Here is a 20,339-nt window from a genome sequence, read left to right as displayed (position 1 = left end):
TAGAAGGGCTACTCCTCATACTTATTCCCTACTTATTTTTCGAACCACTCTGCGATAGCGTCGCGTTTAGGCACACTGCCTTTGTGTACTACCTGCTCGTCAATGACGACGGCGGGTGTTGCCATGACGCCATATGCCATGATTTGAGCAAAATCTTCAACTTTCTCTATATCAATTTTGATCTTCAGTGCATCGGCGACTTCACTGATTAATGCCGCGGTGGTTTTGCAATTTTTACAACCAGAGCCTAATACTTTTACTTTTTTCATCGATATATCCTCATAACAAAGGAGAAGTGATATTGAAGGTCCAGCCCACAAGGGTAAAGGCCGTCAACAGAACAACAAATAAGATGGCGAGCAGCCGCCATTGCATGACTTGTTTGAGCAGAATGAATTCAGGCAGACTGGCTGCTACCGTACTCATACTGAATGCCAGCGTGGTGCCGATAGGAAGACCATTGGTAATGAGGCTTTCCATAATGGGAATAACCCCAGTCGCATTGGAATAAAGAGGAATACCAAGCAACACCGCAGCAGGTACCGACCACCATTGCCGATCACCCAGATAAGTCTCTATCCAGCCGTCAGGGACGAAGCCATGAAGAGCAGCCCCTAAACCGACGCCAATAACGACCCATTTCCATACCCGACCGAATATTTCCGTGGTTTCTCGCTTGGCAAACTGGTGGCGTTCAGCCAATGTTATTTTGGCGGTTATTGTTTGATTAGAAGGCTGTTGGTTTGCTTGCAGATTTTGTTGACCATGCTTTAAGGCATCGGCGGCGAAAGACTGTAACCAGCGCTCAGCACGGATGGTATCGAGAAATAGCCCGCCGACCATGCCGATCAACATGCCTACCGCAATATAGAGCAGGGTGAACTTCCAACCTAATAGGCTCATCAGCAGCAATACAGCGACTTCGTTGATCAGTGGCGAGGTGATTAAAAAAGCCATCGTTATCCCTAGCGGGATCCCTGCAGAGGTAAACCCCAGAAATACCGGAATACTGGAACAGGAACAAAAAGGGGTAATAGCACCAAAGGTTGAACCCAAAAAATAACCGACGAATCGATTTTTGCCTGCCAGGTAATCACGGACACGTTCGACGTCCAGAGAGGCTCGAATGATGGCAATGACATAAATCATGACCAGCAGCAGGGCAAAAATTTTGGTGGTGTCTTCGATAAAGAAATGCAGCGCATCAGCCAGCTTGGTCGAAGGGGGTAAGCCCAGTAAATCGAATACCACCCAGCTGGCAAGGTCGGTAAAAACTTGGAACATCTTTTATCCTTATTCGTGTGTTTTACCTATAAAGACGTAATAGCAGCGAAAAGGATGCAAAAAAAACGGTATTATTTAGTCTCGGATCTTTGTGACGTTTTTGGGATGATCCCAATGAGTAGTTAACTGCCGTGTTATTGAATATCAAAGCGGTCGAGTGTCATTACTTTTATCCAAGCGACAATAAAGTCATCGATAAACTTCTCTTGGGTATCAGGAAATATTTCTGATGCGCTCTCATCATCGGGAATCCACTGTGTTGCCCCTTCTGGGTTTTTGGAGGTAAAACTGATGGAAAAAACTGATTGTTGTGATCGGTAAAACCAATCACTCTGAAACCATTTGTCATCTATGATGATGAGGGACTATTCTGGCTAGTTAATTATAGTCGGTGAAGTCAATACCCATCACTTAGGTTAGATCACATTGGTTAGATTAGAACTGATGTGAGTACTGGCATTTAAATAGCCAAATAACGAGGTTTTAACCTGTGACAGAATGGTTTTCAGTTTGGTGTTTATAACAAATGAGCTTTAGAAGAGTAAGCGAGTATAAACAAAAAGTTCATATAATAAATGTTCTAAAAGCATTAATGAGTAATTGAAAAATTACCGATAAGTTGATTCTCTTCGTTAATGATGTCACCTTCGCAAGTTTTCTCACAATACGAAAATTCAATATTAACATTAGCCACATTGCCTTTCATTAGAACATGGCGTAATAATATATCGCTATTTAATTGATGTACTGTTGCATTCCAAGAGACGTTACCTTTTAAAATATTAAAGTTCACTACCATTTAATTACCTCTGTTTTTTCATTGAGCTGTTTTCTTTGCGGGATTGCTGAAACCAAAAGCGTTTACGACCTATTGAACGAGACATATTATTCCTTATATTTATTATCAGCATGGCATAACCACAATAAGTTAAAAAACCTAAAGATGAGTTTAGTCACTGATACTTATGTTTAATGATTTTATTTATAATGATATAACGAAGTGAATATGGAACGTGACGACATATACAAAAAGCAGATGTTTGAAATGTTTATATTTTCGAAGATACGGTATAAATAACTTGTTAATGATGAGCATGAAGTGGCGTAAATGGTGATGACACCATTTACGCCGACTTACAAATCTTAAAGCGCTACTACGTTAGCTGCTTGAGGGCCTTTTTGGCCTTGTTCTACTTCGAAAGACACTTTCTGGCCTTCAGCAAGTGTTTTGAAGCCTTCAGAAGCGATAGCGCGGAAGTGAACGAATACGTCAGCACCGCCGTTGTCTTGAGTAATGAAACCGAAACCTTTCTCTTCGTTAAACCACTTTACTAGACCAGTTGTTTTGTTAGACATGATGTGTCCCTTATATTTTATTTCATAGAATTATCGCGATAGTGCGATGCGCTGAAAGCTTGAATTATTGAATGTGACGATGAAGCTAAGGGAAACACTGAGGATAACAACAATAACGAAGAAATTCTGAGGTTTACTTTTACTTAATGTTTCATTAATAACTCTGAACAACAGAGCGAGACGAATCATACCCTAACATCAGATATTGTAAAGGTTTATTTTCGTTTTATTTTGAAACATCAAATCTGACTCCAACGTTGATGTGTGGCGCTCTTATACTGACAGAGGTCGCATGGCGGTTTTTTGTACATTTTTTATTTTGTTGATTCAGATTATTACAGTTACATAACCCGTTAAAGCTGTGATAATAGCCAGCTGTGATGCGTGGTGATGAAGTTACTACGGGCATCTGCACTGATAACAAGAGCAATATTTAAACCAGCAGGACATATATTTATGCGCGCCTTTGTATTACGAGCCAGATCTGCACCTACGGACAGCCAGCAATTACTGGCGTCAGTTGGCCAGGAGGCTCACACTGAAATCTTGGCCCACACACTGATGAACGCTATCTTTGTGGCACAGTCGCATCGCGATGATGTCGTTATTTACTTGGTACTGGAAAGCACTCAGGACTTTTCTCGTACCATTTGTTTTAACGCTAACGAGATTAGTAATATCGGTGGTTTTCACGAGCAAGCACTGCTGAGTATGGTTGCTAAGGCATTGGATATCTCCAGAGGTATGACGAAGGAACAAGAGCGTGATGTCGACGGTGGTATTACCGTGCGCACCATTAGCTTTGAAAAACTCGTACAGGAGTTGGCGGAAGATTATCAGTTGTTCATGATGGACAAAAAAGGCACTCCTATTCGTGAACAGGAATTTCAGGGTAATCCTTGTTTTCTACTTACAGATCATATCCCTATGCCAAAGAAGAGCTTTAACAGCTTGAAACGACTAGGAGCAACAAAGATCAGTCTGGGGCCAAAGATGTTGTTTGCCTCCCAGTGCGTAGTACTGATTCACAATGAGCTGGATCTCTGTGAATAGTCTTATTTAACCACTTGCACAATATGCCCAAAACAGTATTAATGGAGTGTTACATTTCTTTCTGGCTTGGGCATGTCGTGCAAGTGCAAGAACACTTTTTTTGACAAATGTTTATTAGGTAAACTGTTTGCCGAAATTGATGATGCTTTCGCGATATAGAGCAAGCAATGCCTGATCATTGACGGCAATACCTACTCGTTGCGCTGGCATATCTCCCCAATCATCTGTCTGGTGGCGCCGGCCGTCAAACTTCTGCAAGGTGAGCCCCTCGGCCGGACCGTCAGTTACTACTCGGATTGGCCCTTCACGCAGGGTAAACAGTTCAGGATTGATGACATAGGCGATGGCAGAAGGATCGTGGACATGGCAGCCTTCCAGTCCCAGTTTGTTGGCATAGAAACGTAAGTAGTAACGGCTTACATCCCAAATGAATTCACCTACTTTGCCGCCGTCAGCTTTTAGCTCGTCAATGTACTCAGCGGAGAAGAAGCTTTCTTCCGTGACATCCAGCCCTACGATGACGACCGGCCAGCTAGCGGTAAAGACTCTGTCAGCGGCATGCGGATCATCATGAATATTGGCCTCGGCGTAAGGCGTAACATTGCCACGGTGATCATTCATTCCAAAAGCCCCGCCCATGACGACCACTTCTTTTACTAACGAGGTGATTTCTGGTGCAGCGTCTAGAGCCAAAGCGATATTGGTAAGCGGACCTACAGTAACCAGCGTGATCTCGCCAGGGTTAGCTTTGACGGTATCGATAATATATTGATATGCCGGACGTGGATCGGCGCTGGCATGCTCGGGCTCACTACTGTGGATATCACCAAACCCTGTTTCGCCATGTACGACAACGGTTGCACCGACCGCTGGACGGTGAACTGGCTTGTCGGCTCCTTTGGCAACATCGCAGCTGAAGTTGAATTTCTCTTTCAGGTAGAGCGCATTACGCGTGCCATTCTCAATGGTGGCATTGCCATAAACCGTCGTGATCCCGACAAGGTCGATATCTGGATGGGCCTGTGCAAATAAAATGGCCATTGCATCATCGATACCAGGATCGGTATCAAGAATAATCTTTTTACGCATAGAGAAAGTATCCAACAATTAGAGTGGCTTTATCTTAGCGCCTATTTGCCCAACAGCCTGTGATTGCCTTCACGGAGATTTGAAAACCAGATGAAACATATGATGACTACGTGCGGCTAGTCCCTTGGTGTAAAACAGCAAACCTTCTTATTTTCGTCCAGCCTCACTTGGCAAGATACCGTGAGTTGTTGTCTTAGCTTTTTCCGGGCGCGAAGCAGACGGGATTTAACAGCAGGTAATGATAAGCCATGCCTGATCGCAAATTGTTGTTGGGTCATCCCTTGAATATCACAGGCGATTAATAGTTCACTGTCTGCTGGGTTGAGTTCTTTTAATACGCGGGGCAGGCAGTTGGCGAGGCTATCTACCGTTGTATCGTCGGCTTCTTCTTGTTCAATATCATCAAGTGCAGAGGTTGGTGAAGGTACGTGCTTGCGGCTTAGATCGATGAGCAGGTTTCTCGCGACCCTGAACAGCCAAGCTTTGGTATTGGCAATGTTGCAAAAACGTTTATCCTGGTGCATTGCGCGGATAAAGACTTCATGCAGCAGATCTTGTGCCAAAGGTTCATCATGGGTTTGGGCCTGTAACCAATGTGCTAGCTGGCTCTCGTGTTGGTGCCATGCCCGCATTAGGCAGGGTCTGGCGTTGTGGTGCTGCAAACTCATTCTAGGATTACTGGCTTGAGAAAAGGAAGAGAAGATTTTCTCATGAGATCTGTAAGCGCATTGTGACATTGAGCAATGTTTCGGTAACCGATAAACCTGACCATGATGCGCACATGTATGTGTTCCTTAAACTCTTCAGTGTACTTGATGCGTATTTGGGTGTTTGTTGTCATTGTTCACCGAATTAAGCGATTTAGCTCGGCGCCTAAAACTGCATGTCATTTACACAAATTCCAGAATGTTGATCTGACCAACAACGATGGATTTATTTTTCATTCAGTTTATTGTACGGAAATGTTGAAAATGATTGGATCGCAATGTTTGCACCGTGTTTTATGAGCACATCGTGAGGATATGAGACCCCAAAGCCAACAATATAGCTAGCGCCAGCGGAGTGTGCTGCCTTGATACCTGAAACGGCATCTTCAATTACTAAGCAATTTTCTATGTTTGTGGAAATGTTTTTTGCCGCTTTAATGTAGATATCAGGCTCTGGTTTACCAAGGATGGTGCCATCATCGTAGGCGATTTTGTCCAAATCGAACCAGTTAGATAAAGATAGTATTTCGAAGAAAAACTTAAGGTTTGATAGCCCAGAGGCAGTTGCAATAGTAAAAGGAACATCATTGTTCTTTAGGTATTCGAAAAGGTAAATTGTATGTTTATCTAACTGAACTTGTTTTAAATTTTCTTTAAATAGCAGTCTGTACTTCTGTTCTTTAAATTCAGATAAACGTTCGATCTCTTCTGTGGAGATATCTTTGTTATAAATAGATTCAAATATATCTTTATTTGTCCTTCCATGTATAAGTTTTTTTATGGAATCAATACTATGATTTTTGTTTGGAACTAGTTCTCTAAAAACTTCGAGCCAAGATGTCTCATGTAACCAAGAGTCGTTAATGATAACCCCATTAAAGTCGAATATCACACCGTTTATTTTATTTTGCATTTTAGGTCCATGTGAGAAATAAAGATAGCATCAAATAGTTGATATCTTTTCTTTTCATCAGTTATTAAAGGTGAACAGTGCTTGCATCCATTGAAAATGGGAGGTTAGTTTCATGTTTGGCCTTTTTAATACGTATTCCTATTTATATCCATACTTGATAGCAATCATATTTTTCAGAAGAGAGTTTAAATTGACTTGGGCCAAACATGGTGTGAATTACATCACGTTTTTCTGGTTGGGTGGTTTTCGGTTTTTGAGATTGTTTAATGATAAATAACATTGTAGATATACTGCATTTTATAATTGCTTGATTTGCAGATGATTATATTTTTGGGTGTTTGAAATGTTGATATTATTAATGTTTCTATCAATTAAAGCGAAATCTAAGTTCTTTTTTTTAATGTTTAGTGACTTCACAATGGCTGACTGCATGATAAGTTTCTCAGGCCATGATTTATGGCTGTGCATATTTCTTCTTAGTGATTCTTGCGGTGAGTCGTTTGGGTGCTAGTCATTGGCGTACTCTGAAATTTCCCGTGACTTGGATAGATCCTCCCTATGCTGAAGATATTCCCTGCCTGCTTAATGCCTCAAGAAGAAATGCTTTACGGCGGCTTTGTTGCAGTACTCAATATACTCTGTTTTTTGATAGCGTTAAGCCATATCGAGGAGTAAGTGCGTTAGTCTTTTGTTGGTTTTCTGGAAGGTGTTTCAGAACGGCTTCTAGAGCTGGCTCCTGAACAGGGCCGCGAGCTGTGGTCGAAGCCCGATCCAGTCATTCCGGCAGTCAGCGTAAATCGCATTGCTTCTTCTATGGTCATATCAAGGGGGCGGATAGCGCTGCGGGGTATTAGTACGGCATAACCGCCGATCATATAACTCAAGGGAAGGTAGACGAGGACGCTGTCTTCCTCTCGGAAAGATTCCGGCATGCGTTCAGACAGAGGCTGGGTGACAAAGCCGATCACCTGCATACCGGTTTCTCCCAATGTCACTGCGACAACCTGCTCAAATTCTTTCCGGGTCGAGGGTGAAAAATAGTCAAAAAAGTCGCGAATAGTCGGATAGACGCTTCTGACTAAGGGCATGTGGTAGAAAACCTGTTCGCTTTTGGCAAACAGGCGTTGCACCACATAGGCATTCATCATCAGTCCGGCGATAAAAAAGACCAGCAGTCCGGCTGCCAGCCCCATTCCCGGCCAGTACCATTCGCCGGGTAGGATCGCCTGAATAAGATCTCCCAGTAGTGATTCTACTGAAACTGCAAACCAATAGAGGAGGTAGAGTGTAAGTACCACCGGTAATATAGTTACCAGTCCGGTAATGATATTCTTGCTTATAAAGCCAAACATTGTGACGTTCCCCATGCAAGCGTGCTGATATATCCAAGCTACGGATATATAAAGCATAGGCTCCCTTCGAGGGAGATACCCAGAAGAGCTGTAGTGGTTTTCATTAAGAGGGTATAATCAAGCCTAACAATAGCGGTAGGTAATATCATGAAAGCAATGAAGATTGGTTGGGCGGATGTGTGTGGTTATGGTGACTGGCTAACGCCTCAAGCTGCGCTGAAATTTGCTCAGGGTGGCTATACACATGTTGAGTTTCAGGGCGAAATAATACCTAGCGAGCTGAGCCATTCTGATGATGGTACGCCACTGGTTGGCCTTGGCAAGCCGGAGGCGTGACCAGAGCCTCGATGCTTGATAAATGGACCCCACCAATAAAGCGGGGTTCAGTTACAGTCAGAATAACGTAAAAGTAATGTTCTTGAATTATTGAAGTGTTACTTGCAGCTATTCATTTTCTGGTTTTATGGCACTTCGTATCCAGATTAGAGGTTTTTGTACAAACTTACCCGCTCATTTCGATAATAGCCTGAAATCATAACGGCCTTTACATCACTGGCCGTGTTCGCATTGGCAGGCAACCATTCCAAATCGATGTTGTTAAACTCCTGGCTAACAGCACTCTTTTCGCCAACAGACTGAAGCAGATAGCCGAGTGTTGTTGAGTTAAATGAATTATTCGAGGCTGATGCCCATTTGTTGACCAGCTCTTTATTGATTAATTGATAGCCAATTTTGATTGAAGAGCCGACTAGGTTGCCAAACTGAATATAATCGATGGCCCCGGAGCGCGAGATGATGATTTTGTCACTTAGCATACTCATCCCATAGATAAAACTTTTCGAGTAAGGCTCTGATTTGATGATACGTCTTGTTTGATTATCGATTAGATATATGTGATTAGCTGTCTGAACAGCACTCAGTTGGCCGCTAGGATCGGATGCGAGCCTCAACACATTACCGTTCATTTCAAGTGTCGCTGCCGGACTGGTCGCGTTGGATAGGTCGAACCAACTTAGGGTTCGGCTGCCATCACTGATTATTAGCTCTCGGTCATTATTTGCAAAAACAGCAAACTGAATATTGTTTTTGTTAATACTTTTTCGCGGAGTAAGAGTGTCACTATCCAGAATCACCGCCTGCGTATTGTTGCTCTCCGCAACGAGTAGCTGGGATTGACTCTTATTGAGCACAACCAAAGGTCGCATCGAAGACAGTGGATAGCGTTTGCCGAGTGGCACAAGCGTTGTGCTCGATAGTAACTGCAGCTCTGTATTTTGGCTGGAACCGTTGGTAAAGACAGCGGCAATCAGGTTTTTCATATAAATGGGTGTTAACCCGCGTATATGGTTATTCCGGCATGCTGCTGATGAGACCGGTGTTGTCGGTGTTTCGATTATAGGTGGAAGAATTACAGGAGGCGTTCCCCCTGAGGCACCACCAAAAGAATCAATTTTTGTCGAAGATGTTAGTGCGGATGCTTTGCTGTTTTTGCCGATTTCGGTCAGGAATATTCCGTTGGATCCACTGGCGTTGCAGGTATTGCTGATTGAGCTATCACCGACAATGCTTGGTTGATAAAGCAGAAAAGCCTCGCGGTTGTCTTTACCCTGGGTTGCATGGGTCAGGATCGACGGCTTTTGAGCGGGAAGAACGATCCCGCCACCGCCATGATCATCATCATCATCGTCATCATCATCGTGATGATTACCATGATGGCTATCAAAGCTAGACTTGAGGGATGCTATTCCAGCAGATTTCTGTTCTGGTTGTGTTGTGACTGTTGGTGAAAAAGAAGAGTAAGTGCCGGAAGCGGTGTTTATTTGTAGCAACTGCCCGCCGTTTAGCAGGGCGAGTAAGGTGCCTGTACCTTCGTTCATTGTTATCGAGTTGGGCATAAACAATGAACTGAATGGGTACGATCCTGAGAGTAGATAACGGTTGCTGAGGTTGACATAGCTGGTGTCTAAATCAGACTGTGACAATGAAGTAATGATATCAAAACTCTTTTCACTGATCATTTTATCAACGGCTGCGGAGATTTTTAGATAACTCGATCCACCGCTGAGAGACAAGGCGTGCCTGAATGAAGCAAGCAGCATTTCTGTTTCTTTCTTGGGGCCGTGCATGGAAGTCAGCTGATTGAAATCAATACCGTATTTATTACCGAAAACGGTCTGCAGGTGGAGCTGAGCCTGTTTGGTATCACCTGCTACGAGTGGATTAAAAAGTACTTCGTTTTGAATCAGCGTAGTAAAAGGATTTACAACGTTTGCTGATGCTGGGGCTGTCAGAAAATAGCCCGAATCATTGATCAAATAGGGAGCCTGATTGTTATCCGACGTCCGGGCAAATTTCGTTACTTTTTGTTCTAGCTCGCCACAATAACCGTCAAGGTCCGCATCGATGCAAACGGATAGCTTGCTGTAGGCATAGGATTCTTTGCTTGGAGTGTCTGCTGCGTTATCACTGCCACAACCGACAAGAAGGCTACAGCCAGCTAAAAATGTCGCAATTCTTGAAAGCTTAAATTTTCCATTCATAAAAATGATACTTCACCGATTGAAATGTTATGTGCCAAAAACGACCGATTTGTCAGCGTTTTTGAGTGATTTGTAGATATTTTTCAAAGTAAAGGCTCGAATATAATTGATAATTAGTATCATTTCCATTAGCATGCGCGAAAAATTGCTATTAATAATTCCTCTCATAAATGATTTCAAACAGTTTTAGGAAGGTTAGTTGTATGGTGCTAGAAGGGAAAAAAACATCATTTGCGCTCACGGTGATCGCGAGTACGTTATTGGTTGGCTGCAATGGCTCCGGCTCGGATCCAAAGCTTGATTCAAAACCGGGAAATACCGTGCCGGCATCGGAAATCTCCGGTGTTGCACTCGATGGCTATCTTAAAAATGCCAAAGTGTGTCTTGACCTCAATCACAACCTCACATGTGATACGAGCGATGGGGAAGCTGTATTGACCGATAGTCAAGGCGCGTATTCTCTTGCACGCAATGATGCTGATTTGTCCCAATACAACGTAGTGGTCGAAGCTATTGCTAACCAAACTGTTGATATGGATTTCCCGCTTTCACCTGTTCAAGATGGCTTTGTTCTTACTGCGCCAGCAAGCTCTGCAGGTGTAGTTAGTCCGCTTACGACCCTCATCTCAGCGGTTGCCATTCAGCAAGGTGTTGATTTCACAAGAGCACGTGACATGCTTGCCACAACGCTTGGTGTCGATAGCCAGCGGTTAACGTCAGACTTTCTGGCTAGCTCTCATGCGCAGGACAAACAGCTTCATGCTCTGGCCCAGGGCTTGGCTTCTCTGATGCAGGAAGCTGAAAAGACCGCTGTTTCTGATGGTGTTATTCTTCGTGATGCACGTTCAGGTTCGCGCGTTAAACTGGGGCTGATTGATTTACCGGCACTCAAGGTTGAAACCGATAAGCTGGTGGGCACCGTGAATAATACCCCGGTACATGTTCGGGAAGCGGTCAAGAACTTTGTTTCCGATGTGACAGTGGCACGTGATGAAATTGCAGGTGACAAGGTTCAGGTTCAACCAAAGGCGCCGGCTCAAGGCAAGGTAAACGTTGCTGCTCGTACCTTCGATTGGAATTGGGTGGGTATGCTGACCTCAGCCGAACATTATGAGTATTCGACTGATGCCGGAAAGACATGGCAGCAGGTAAAAACTAAACCTGTTCATGTTGGCCTTCAGGCATATGCTGCTGGTGATATTCAGGCTCGCGTCATTGCCAACTCAGCCAAGCAAATGAAAGCAGGCAAAGTGGTAAAAAATACCCAATCATTGGCAGAGTCATTAATCCCAGCGGCACCGGCTGCAATTACCGTGAATGATGCGACGAACCAGTTTGACTGGGATTTGGTTGCCGGTTACGACGGTACCAATAACTACGAATATTCCATTGACGGTGGTAAGAACTGGCAAGTTACGAGCCAAAAACCGCTAGCTGTTGGTGATGTTGCAATCGCTGCTGGCTCGCTGAAAGTTCGCGTTGTCGCTGACGAATTGGGTACAGAACCACACCCTGCTGGCCGTGAAGCGGTATCGACCGCTGCATTTACAATAACACCGGTTCAGCCGGTAAGTCCGGCCATTACTTCAGTGAGTGATGAGACAGATTCTGTCGACTGGAATTATGTGCCTGGCTTCACACAGTTTGCTCAATATGAAGCAAGCCTTGATAACGGAAAAAGCTGGGCGGTGGTAACCGAGAAACCGCTCTCGGTCGGCAACCTTGATATTGACGCGGGCTGGGTACAGCTCCGTGTGGCGAGTAGTGTTGGCAATGGTATGCCTGCGGGTGAGATAGCCAAGGTTACACAGGCATTTACCGCGCAAGTGGGCAAGCCAGCCGCGCCAACTAATTTGCGAATAGACGACAGTAATAACACCATCGACTGGGATTCGGTTGCCGATTATGCCGATGTTTCCTTCTACGAAATCTCACTGAAAGGGATCAGTGCCAACGCGAGTGATTGGACCCCCGCAGGTAACAAACCAGCATCGGTCGCGGATCAGAATATTGCCAAAGGTGATGTCTGTCTGCGAGTTAAGGCTGGGGCGAAAAATAGCAATGTCGCCGGTATCGCTGCCTGCTCGGATGCGTATTTCACCGTCAAGCCAGAGACACCAACGGCACCGGTTATTGATGATACCAACAACACCTACGGCTGGACTCTGGTTGCTGATTATCCTGAGCTAGCAAGCTATGAGATCAAGATTGAAACGGCAGAATGGAAGGCCGTCGGGCTGAACGGCAATCCTTATCAGCTAGAAGACAAAGCTTATGATGTTGGCAGCATTCAGGTTCGTGTTGGTAAAGATGCCGTAACAGGGCGTGTTGCCGGTGATGCCTTGGTTAATGATCAGGCTTATACCCAAAGCGCTCCTGCTTCTGACTATACGCTGCTGACAGCCGCTGGTGCAGTTACGCAAAACCGCACCGAAGCCGCTTGTGCCAGAACGAAAGATGGCAAGGTTTGGCAACTGTTTAATACAGCAGATGCCGGAGTGCGTTTCAAAACTGGCAAAGAGATTTATGCGGAGCTCGCTTCATTTTCAGCTTGTGGCGTTACGAACTGGAGAATGCCGACAACAGCCGAACTTCAAGGTGTGTTCTCTGATGATCCGGCCAAGCCTGAAGATAAAATCTTTGATGCAAACATTTTTGCCCATATGGATGTTTCAGGTAGCAGTATTAATAATGAAAAGAGCTGCTATATTTCTTCTACTGGAAGTACATCAACATCCGGTAATAAAGACTGCCTTGATATTTCTAACATTAAAACCCCAAGGGTGACGGATGTTCAGGATAAGTGCAGCATGTTCTGCTTTAACTTAGCTAAACCTCTGTATCGATTTATAGCTGAATAATAACCCCCAATGCAGCCAGCTTTTTGGCTGGCTGCTTTTTCATGTGAAAAGTGGAAAGAACAATGAAAATGAATAAAAACAAACAGCGTGGTGCTGCTGCTATCGAATACGCAATACTGGCTGCTGCAATGTCTCTTATCATGCTTAAATTTCTAGGGGATGATGGTGATCTGACAAAAGCTATTAATTCGACGTATGGGGAAGTGATAAGCAAGCTGGAAACCATTCAGGGTAAAGGTTAATTATTATCAACGAGGAAATGGAATATTTCCGAAATAAATAGAATAAATAATGAAAGCAAAACGTTTAGTTTACTTATCTGTATTTATTTCGTTGGCAGGGTTTATTTGGCTGTTTCTCAGCCTGTCAGAGCCGAAACAAATTGTCGCGGAACAACAAGCAGAGATAAAAAAACTTGAGGTCCTTGTCACCTCAGGGCCGGTTAAAGCTGGCCGCCACTATAGTGCTTCACTGTTTGAATGGAAAACTGTTGATGAGAGTGAGGTAAGCAACCGCCTTGATTATATCGACAAAGCAATATTTGATACGGCTCAGCTTACCAAAACAGTATTGGCGGGTGATTATGCAGCTGGGCAGATCCTCAGTGCCTCTGATTTTTTGAATCCTGAATCTGGCGGTGTCCTGTCTGTGATGCTTCGTCCGGGGTATCGTGCGGTATCTGTGCCTGTTGATCAGGTAACAGCCAATTCTGGCCTAGTCGGGCCGGGCGACTATGTCGATGTGTTGCTGCTGGCATCAAAAGAACAGGAGCTTCGTACCCGAGGCAATGAGACCCAAAGCTTGTATGTGAAAACCATTGCCCAGAATGTCAGGGTGCTGGCATTTAACGATGCTGTTCAGGCCGATCGTTATATTGAAGCGCAAAAAAAATACAAAGGCTTTATTCCCGACAATAGCGCAGTCACGCTGGAAGTTTCTCCGGTACAGGCAAATAAAGTTATCTTGGCGAATCAGCTTGGTACGTTATCGATGGTATTACGTAGCCAAAATAACCCGGGTACCGATGTTGTCGATATTAAACAAATTAATATTGACGATATTTTTCCTGACATAAAACAGGTTCAGCCAGATCTCGGGTTGGTGGAGTTTCGTGCAAAAGATAAGCGCATCATGAATAATGCAGGAACGCAGGATGATTAAGAAAATACTCGGTGGATTTTGTCTGCTGTGCATGAGTTTCGCCTTGCAGGCTAAAGTATTGGATGTGGTTCTGGATAAAGCCAGATTGGTTAATCTGCCACATAATGCGAAATCAATATTTATTTCTAGTAATGAAGTTGCCGACTACCAGGCTTTAACCAATACAAAAATAATGGTGTTTGGAAAAAAGGCCGGGGCAACATCACTATATGTTCTCGATGCAAGTGAAAATGTTATTTATTCTGCCACTGTCAAGGTGAGCCATAACGTGACTGAATTAAATTCGCTTGTTGCCAAAGAGTTCCCGGATGCCCTAATCAGTGCGGAGTCAACGGCAGGTAAATTGTTCCTTAAAGGCCAGGTTCCTACGCCGACAATGGCTGAAAAAATTGTGCGTCTTGCAGAAGGCTATGTTTCCACCCAACAAATGACGACGTCATCAGCAGGATCACAGGGTAACCAGACAGCGGATAGAGCTAGCTCTGCGCAAACAGCGCAATCGTCGGTGCAGAATAAAGATGAGTTGATTAATCAGCTTGTCGTGACGATGCCGACTCAGGTGAATTTGCGTATCCGTATTGCAGAAGTTTCCCGTAAGGTATCCAACAAACTGGGGATCAAGTGGGGCTCGCAAGGGCCGGGACTGGGTACCGGTACGTTTGCATTTCTGGATAATTACGGTGGAGTGGCTGGGGCGGCGAATCCTGCATCTTGGGCGGATCTATCCGTTATTGTTGATGCGTTGGCAACCAACGGCATGATGTCTGTGCTGGCCGAACCGAACCTTACGGCACTGAGCGGCGAGAAAGCGTCTTTCCTTGTGGGTGGCGAAATTCCCTTGCCGCTGGTTTATACCGATACAGCGACGGTGGAATACAAGCCTTTCGGCGTTCGGTTGGATTTTAAGCCGACCGTATTAAGCGCGAATCGGATCAGCCTGCAAGTCGAGCCGGAGGTGAGTACCGTTTCATCAGAGACGAATGTTCAAATTGGTGGTCCCCAGGGAAGCTCTTCATTCCCGACGTTTGTTACACGCCGGGCATCGACGACGATTGAGCTTGCCAGCGGCCAAAGTTTTGCACTTGGCGGGCTTCTTCAGTCTAAAGATATTGAACAACTGCAAAAGATCCCTCTTATTGGCGATATCCCTATTCTGGGTAGCTTATTCCGTTCCAACGAATTCCAGCGTGAAGAAACCGAGTTGATCATTATTGCTACGGCTTACTTGGTGCAACCGACTCGTTCCGACACCTTGCCATTGCCGACTGACGGTCTGATCCCGATGAGTGATGTCGAACGCCTGTTGGCATGGCCGAAAAAAACGCCGAGTACAGAGCTAGACATTGAAGCAATACGTTCTGACAACCGCCAGCCGCGACTGCTGGGTGATAACGGATTCTATTACTGAGGTAATTTATGCGCATATTTTTGATGTTTTTTATCAGCGTACTGTTAGGTGCGTGCGCCGGAGATCCGATCCAGCGCCAGCCAGAGGTTCAAATTGAAGTTGTAACGCACAAGATGTCGATTCAACTACAAGGCAAGGGATTTAGCGGGCAGGACAAAACCGCTGTTGCTGATTTTATCTATCGGCTGGGTAACCCATCGGCATTACGGGTACGGATTGATACCCATACTCGCCAGGGAACCAAGGTCGTTCCTGATCTAAAAGAGCAGCTAAAACAACAGGCTGTTTATCCAACTCAAGTCAGTTCTCAATATGCAGCGGCTCTGCCGTCTTCGCGGGCAGATCTGACGTTGACTGTCGAGACGTATCGTAGCGTGGCGCAGGGGTGTAATGCCGGAAAAGAACCAGAAACGATTGGCAACCGCTTTAAAAGCTCGGCGAATTTTGGCTGCGCCAATGCCAATGCCCTAGCACAGATGATAGCAAACCCTCGTGATTTGGTTGTCGGCGAAGCATTAGGACCAACAGAAGGGCGCAAGGCTGTTTCTACGCTTGACCGTTACTACAATTCCGCGACTGAAAAAAAGATCCCGAGTTCACCACGAGAAGGGGTGATGGCAGGGCAAGGTAAGTAATCATGGATATGCAAAATAGAATTCAAACGAGCTCCGCCTTTCATAGCCAGCAGTTACCGGGCAAGCGAGTCGTTGTTGCCAGTGCCAAAGGTGGCGCGGGAACGACGTCCTTGGTCGCCAATATTGCGTGGGGGTTGTCGCAGAAGCCGGATACCCATATCGCCTGTGCGGATCTCGATTTTATTACTGGTGATCTTGATCTTCAGCTGAGCTTTAAACCCAATAATGCTTTGCTGGAAATGCTGCAATACCCTGATCGCCTCGAACCTGTTGTATATGAGCGCAGCGGAGTGAAGGTAACCAGCAACTTGTCTGCGTTCACTGGCTATCAGGCTCAGCTTGAACAGGGGTTCTGGCCTGAGTTTTATGAGTTTGAACAATTTTCTGCTTTTTGTCAGCAGCAGGCCTCGTATCTGGTATGGGATCTTCCAGCATTCAGTTTACGGGATCAGGTGGGTTTCGGAGCCCTGCGTAGCAGTGATATTCGGGTTGTGATTGTCGAGCCGACTCTGGCTTCTATCCGCCGTACCAATTTGTTGCTGGCTGAGTTGGACAGTACTGCGCAGCAGAGAACCTTGCTGGTACTGAATCATACCAAACCGGAATCAGCTTCTTTGATCACCTCGGAAGATGTGGCAAAAGCGATTGGAAGACGGCCCGATGTGGAAATTCCGTATGCCCCTGAGCTAATGGTTGCCAGTACCACATTAGGCAAGCTGGCTATTGCGCAAAAAAGTCGTACGGCAAAGGCCTTGAACCAATTGGTTAGCATGATCCAGGGCGAGCATACAGAGAAGCACTCTGGGCTGTTTGGCTGGTTGAAGGGGGCATAATGTTTGGACGCAAGAAGCAGCCCCTTCATCGGGCGCAGCCGGATGATATGAACGATGTTGAGTTGTCGCAAGCCAAGGTAACCCATCACAGCCAAGATCGTTTTTCAGCGATCCAGCACGAGGTGATGGCTGCCATCGAGCCAGCGGTTGTGGTTCAGCTGTCGCGACAGGAGCTCGAAACACGTACTTATGAGGCCGTTGGCGAGATAGCGCAGCGATTGCAGTTTCCGATTGGTGCCAACGAGCAACAGCAGATCAGCCAACGCCTGGTCGACGAACTGCTGGGGCTTGGGCCTCTTCAGTGCCTGATGGACGATCCGGAAATTACCGACATCATGGTGAATGGACATGATGAAGTGTTCATTGAATGCCTAGGTAAAGTAAAGCGGGCGAATGTTAGTTTCCGTGATGAAGAGCATGTGCTTAATCTGGCACGACGCATTGTCAGCCGAGTTGGTCGGCGTGTGGATGAAACCAATCCGATGGTTGATGCCCGTCTGTCAGACGGAAGCCGTGTAAACGTGTTGATCCCGCCTTTGGCACTGGACGGCACCTGTATTTCTATTCGTAAGTTTAATGAGCATAAGCGTAGCCTGCATCAGTTATCTGAGTTGGGTGCTATGTCACCGGATATGGCAATCTTGCTCGATATTATTGCTCGCTCACGTGTCAATGTGTTGATCTCCGGTGGAACCGGTGCAGGTAAAACAACGTTGCTGAATGCGATGTCGTTTGGCATCTCCCCGGAAGAGCGCATTATCACGATTGAAGATGCGGCCGAATTGAAATTGCAGCAGCCACACGTTGTAAGGGTCGAGACCCGTCCGGCAAGTGCCGAAGGGACGGCGGCGATTGATCAGCGAGGTCTACTGCGTAATGCCCTGCGGATGAGGCCGGATCGGATCATTCTCGGTGAGGTCCGTGGTGCCGAAGCCTTTGACATGATGCAGGCGATGAACACCGGTCATGATGGTTCTATGTGTACGCTGCACGCCAATTCGCCGACTGATGCACTGATCCGGCTCGAGAATATGCTGCTGATGGCTGAAGCGCGTCTGCCGCTTGCGGCTATCCGACGTCAGGTTGCCAGTACTTTGGATGTGATTGTCCAGATCGAGCGTATGCGTGACGGCCGACGCCGGGTTGTCAGTATTGCTGAAATTGTTGGTCTTGAAGGCGAACAGTACCTCACCCACGATTTGTATCGTTTCAATTATGAAGATCAAGATGCTCAGGGCAATATCCTTGGGCAGTTCGTATCGGCAAAGACTCTGCCTCGATTTAGTCACAAAGCGCGTTACTACCAACTTGAAAAGCAGTTGAAGCGCGTGATGGGAGTGCAGTAATGCAGAGCCTGATCCTAATGTTGATCCTTGCTGTGGTGTTTTTGCTGAGTAGCTACAAGGCGTTGCAATACCAGCGGTGTCGTTTGCGGGCAAAACGTCGCCTTGGGTTGGTATCGGTTAACACTGAGCAGCGCCGTAGTCAAAAGACGTTGTTTGACTGGGAGCAACGTACTGGCCCGTATCTACGCCGCTGGAATCGGGTACAAACCCGTATTGATGCGTTGTTTGGCCGCAGGGGTAAAGCGTGGTTGCTACTCGGTCTGGTTGGCTTGGCTCTGGCGGTTTGGTTTGGCGGTATGTTTCTGCCTGTCTTTTTGCGTACAGTTTGCGTCGCCGCGGCTGCCACAGTAGCGGCGACGGCCACTTTCTGGATTATGCGGGTCCGCCAGCGTAAGGAATTTGAGGAAACCTTTCCGCAGGTGCTTGGACAAATTTCCCGAGCAGTGGCTGCCGGAATATCAGTCCCGCAGGCAATTAGCCAAGTAGCCGATTACCAGAAAGGAATGCTGGGTCGAGAATTTGTATTGATCCGCGACCAGCTGGAAATCGGTATCAGCCTGAAACAAGCTCTCAGGGAATCGAGCCACCGCCTACCGTATTCCGGGTTTCATTTCTTTGTTGTGGCTTTGGTGCTTAATGAAGAAAACGGTGGCCAGCTACGCGAGGTATTACACGGTCTTAGTCGTACCTTGCATGACAACGTCGCTATAAAGATGAAAATCAAGAGCTTGACGGCAGAGCCAAGAATGACTGCGGTGATATTGGCCAGCCTGCCATTGTTGCTGATCGGTGTCATGTTTTTCAAAAATCCCACCGGGTTTCTTAACCTGACCAATACTGATGCCGGCCAGATGGTACTGGCTTATGTCATCGGCAGTATGACACTGGGGCTGGGTATTATACATATCTTAACCAAGGTGAGGTCCTGATGTCTGTATCACTATGGATTGCTGTGGCCTTACTGGTCACAGGTAGCACGATTGCTCTGCTATTTAGTGCCAGAGCCCAGCGCCGCGAATTGATCATCGAACGGTTGGGAATGGTTTCTCGTCATTACCGATTGGCGCATCACTACCATTTACCCGGCTTGCCGAGTATTTCGGTCAGCAAAGATGTAAAAGAGTTATTGAGCAAGGCCGGTTTTCATTCGTCGCAGGCTGCTAGCTGGTTCATGGTTATTAAGCTGTCGGTGATGCTTCTGAGCCTGGGAGCCTGGCTGGCTTATATTGACTTTGAACTGAACAACTATCAATTGGCAAAAGGCGTAGTGTTCGCCATTGCCAGCGGTCTGGTCGTTGAGCAGTGGTTAAAGTGGCGAGCTCACGAAGTAAGCCAGCGAATTGCCCATGCTGTTCCGGATGCTCTGGACCTGATGGTGGTTTGTGTCGAGTCAGGACTGACATTGGAAGCCATCTTTGGTCGGGTTGGCAAGGAAATGGCGCAGGTTGCCCCTGAGCTTTCACGTGAATGGCTGATCACTGAGGCTGAACTTAGGGTGCTCGATTCTCGGCTGGATGCGCTTGAGCATCTGTCGCAGAGAACCGGCGTTGTCGAAATTGAAAATATCGTTATCGCTTTATCTCAGGCTGAAAAATACGGCAGTCCTATTGCACCGACAATGCGCTTGATCGCCTCTGACAGCCGTCAATATCAGTACTTGAAGCTTGAAGAGCGAGTCGGAAAGATCCCGGCAAAAATGTCGATGCCAGTCGTGGTATTGGTCATGCTGCCCGTGGTGGTGCTGATTGTTGCACCGACGGTGATAGCACTATTGAACAGTCTGGGGGGATTATGAAAATAC

The 20,339-nt window shown here is 46.1% G+C and carries 20 protein-coding genes; 11 read left to right on the top strand and 9 right to left on the bottom strand.

Translation table 11 applies throughout. The features are described 5' to 3' along the window. Positions 1 to 32 precede the first annotated feature (32 nt). From EDI28_RS10655 to cspE, 4 genes are all read right to left on the bottom strand, one after another. Positions 33 to 269 (bottom strand): thioredoxin family protein, encoded by a 237-nt coding sequence (locus EDI28_RS10655; RefSeq protein ID WP_128783830.1) that lies wholly within the window; start codon positions 267 to 269, stop codon positions 33 to 35. 10 nt (positions 270 to 279) lie between these two features. Further along, the gene (locus EDI28_RS10650; RefSeq protein WP_128783829.1) at positions 280 to 1,284 is read right to left on the bottom strand and encodes a permease; all 1,005 of its coding nucleotides are present in this window, start codon (positions 1,282 to 1,284) and stop codon (positions 280 to 282) included. Between the two features lie 589 nt (positions 1,285 to 1,873). Continuing rightward, positions 1,874 to 2,083: a hypothetical protein gene (locus EDI28_RS10645; protein ID WP_128783828.1), complete on the bottom strand. Its 210-nt coding sequence runs from the start codon at positions 2,081 to 2,083 to the stop codon at positions 1,874 to 1,876. Positions 2,084 to 2,427: 344 nt separating this feature from the next. Continuing rightward, positions 2,428 to 2,640 carry a transcription antiterminator/RNA stability regulator CspE gene (gene cspE / locus EDI28_RS10640; RefSeq protein WP_016960596.1) on the bottom strand — a complete coding sequence of 71 codons (213 nt, stop codon included), beginning with the start codon at positions 2,638 to 2,640 and terminating at the stop codon, positions 2,428 to 2,430. 456 nt (positions 2,641 to 3,096) lie between these two features. Between cspE and trmY the strand changes: the two genes are divergently transcribed. Then, entirely contained in the window at positions 3,097 to 3,693 is a 597-nt protein-coding gene (gene trmY, locus EDI28_RS10635) for a tRNA (pseudouridine(54)-N(1))-methyltransferase TrmY (protein ID WP_128783827.1), read from the top strand. A 114-nt stretch (positions 3,694 to 3,807) separates the two neighbouring features. On the opposite strand, the gene EDI28_RS10630 is transcribed toward trmY, so the two are convergent. The 4 genes from EDI28_RS10630 to EDI28_RS10615 all read right to left on the bottom strand — a co-directional run bounded on the left by EDI28_RS10630 (position 3,808) and on the right by EDI28_RS10615 (position 7,754). After that, positions 3,808 to 4,782: a nucleoside hydrolase gene (locus tag EDI28_RS10630; protein ID WP_128783826.1), complete on the bottom strand. Its 975-nt coding sequence runs from the start codon at positions 4,780 to 4,782 to the stop codon at positions 3,808 to 3,810. Between the two features lie 116 nt (positions 4,783 to 4,898). Then, positions 4,899 to 5,450, bottom strand: a complete 552-nt coding sequence (locus EDI28_RS10625) for a sigma-70 family RNA polymerase sigma factor (protein ID WP_199287408.1) — start codon at positions 5,448 to 5,450, stop codon at positions 4,899 to 4,901. A gap of 265 nt (positions 5,451 to 5,715) precedes the next feature. Next, entirely contained in the window at positions 5,716 to 6,402 is a 687-nt protein-coding gene (locus EDI28_RS10620; RefSeq protein WP_128783825.1) for an HAD family hydrolase, read from the bottom strand. Between the two features lie 680 nt (positions 6,403 to 7,082). Further along, entirely contained in the window at positions 7,083 to 7,754 is a 672-nt protein-coding gene (locus tag EDI28_RS10615) for a DUF502 domain-containing protein (protein ID WP_128783824.1), read from the bottom strand. Positions 7,755 to 7,901: 147 nt separating this feature from the next. Between EDI28_RS10615 and EDI28_RS10610 the strand changes: the two genes are divergently transcribed. Then, positions 7,902 to 8,090 carry a hypothetical protein gene (locus EDI28_RS10610; protein WP_128783823.1) on the top strand — a complete coding sequence of 63 codons (189 nt, stop codon included), beginning with the start codon at positions 7,902 to 7,904 and terminating at the stop codon, positions 8,088 to 8,090. 146 nt (positions 8,091 to 8,236) lie between these two features. Here EDI28_RS10610 and EDI28_RS10605 read toward each other — a convergent pair whose 3' ends face one another. After that, positions 8,237 to 10,294 (bottom strand): hypothetical protein, encoded by a 2,058-nt coding sequence (locus EDI28_RS10605; RefSeq protein ID WP_128783822.1) that lies wholly within the window; start codon positions 10,292 to 10,294, stop codon positions 8,237 to 8,239. Positions 10,295 to 10,497: 203 nt separating this feature from the next. On the opposite strand from EDI28_RS10605, the gene EDI28_RS10600 reads away from it, so the two are divergent. The 9 genes from EDI28_RS10600 to EDI28_RS10560 all read left to right on the top strand — a co-directional run bounded on the left by EDI28_RS10600 (position 10,498) and on the right by EDI28_RS10560 (position 20,333). Continuing rightward, positions 10,498 to 13,155 carry a phage tail protein gene (locus EDI28_RS10600; RefSeq protein ID WP_164918530.1) on the top strand — a complete coding sequence of 886 codons (2,658 nt, stop codon included), beginning with the start codon at positions 10,498 to 10,500 and terminating at the stop codon, positions 13,153 to 13,155. A gap of 62 nt (positions 13,156 to 13,217) precedes the next feature. Continuing rightward, positions 13,218 to 13,397 carry a Flp family type IVb pilin gene (locus EDI28_RS10595; RefSeq protein ID WP_128783820.1) on the top strand — a complete coding sequence of 60 codons (180 nt, stop codon included), beginning with the start codon at positions 13,218 to 13,220 and terminating at the stop codon, positions 13,395 to 13,397. A gap of 49 nt (positions 13,398 to 13,446) precedes the next feature. Continuing rightward, positions 13,447 to 14,316 carry a Flp pilus assembly protein CpaB gene (cpaB, locus tag EDI28_RS10590; RefSeq protein ID WP_128783819.1) on the top strand — a complete coding sequence of 290 codons (870 nt, stop codon included), beginning with the start codon at positions 13,447 to 13,449 and terminating at the stop codon, positions 14,314 to 14,316. Continuing rightward, the gene (locus EDI28_RS10585) at positions 14,309 to 15,724 is read left to right on the top strand and encodes a type II and III secretion system protein family protein (protein ID WP_128783818.1); all 1,416 of its coding nucleotides are present in this window, start codon (positions 14,309 to 14,311) and stop codon (positions 15,722 to 15,724) included. The genes cpaB and EDI28_RS10585 overlap by 8 nt, the downstream gene beginning before the upstream one ends. An 8-nt stretch (positions 15,725 to 15,732) precedes the next feature. Beyond that, entirely contained in the window at positions 15,733 to 16,359 is a 627-nt protein-coding gene (locus tag EDI28_RS10580) for a CpaD family pilus assembly lipoprotein (RefSeq protein ID WP_128783817.1), read from the top strand. 2 nt (positions 16,360 to 16,361) lie between these two features. Next, entirely contained in the window at positions 16,362 to 17,192 is an 831-nt protein-coding gene (locus EDI28_RS10575; RefSeq protein ID WP_199287407.1) for a CpaE/TadZ family protein, read from the top strand. Beyond that, positions 17,192 to 18,538, top strand: a complete 1,347-nt coding sequence (locus EDI28_RS10570) for a TadA family conjugal transfer-associated ATPase (RefSeq protein ID WP_128783816.1) — start codon at positions 17,192 to 17,194, stop codon at positions 18,536 to 18,538. The genes EDI28_RS10575 and EDI28_RS10570 overlap by 1 nt, the downstream gene beginning before the upstream one ends. Then, complete coding sequence (locus EDI28_RS10565; RefSeq protein ID WP_128783815.1) at positions 18,538 to 19,467, top strand: type II secretion system F family protein; 930 nt, start codon at positions 18,538 to 18,540, stop codon at positions 19,465 to 19,467. The genes EDI28_RS10570 and EDI28_RS10565 overlap by 1 nt, the downstream gene beginning before the upstream one ends. Further along, positions 19,467 to 20,333, top strand: coding sequence for a type II secretion system F family protein (locus EDI28_RS10560; protein WP_128783814.1), 867 nt, complete (start codon positions 19,467 to 19,469; stop codon positions 20,331 to 20,333). The genes EDI28_RS10565 and EDI28_RS10560 overlap by 1 nt, the downstream gene beginning before the upstream one ends. Positions 20,334 to 20,339 lie beyond the last annotated feature (6 nt).

Origin of the sequence: Photobacterium chitinilyticum, assembly GCF_004104355.1 — a bacterium.
Lineage (GTDB): Bacteria > Pseudomonadota > Gammaproteobacteria > Enterobacterales > Vibrionaceae > Photobacterium > Photobacterium chitinilyticum.
Note: the sequence above shows the minus strand (reverse complement) of the source record. Positions and strands in the feature narration are given on the sequence as shown.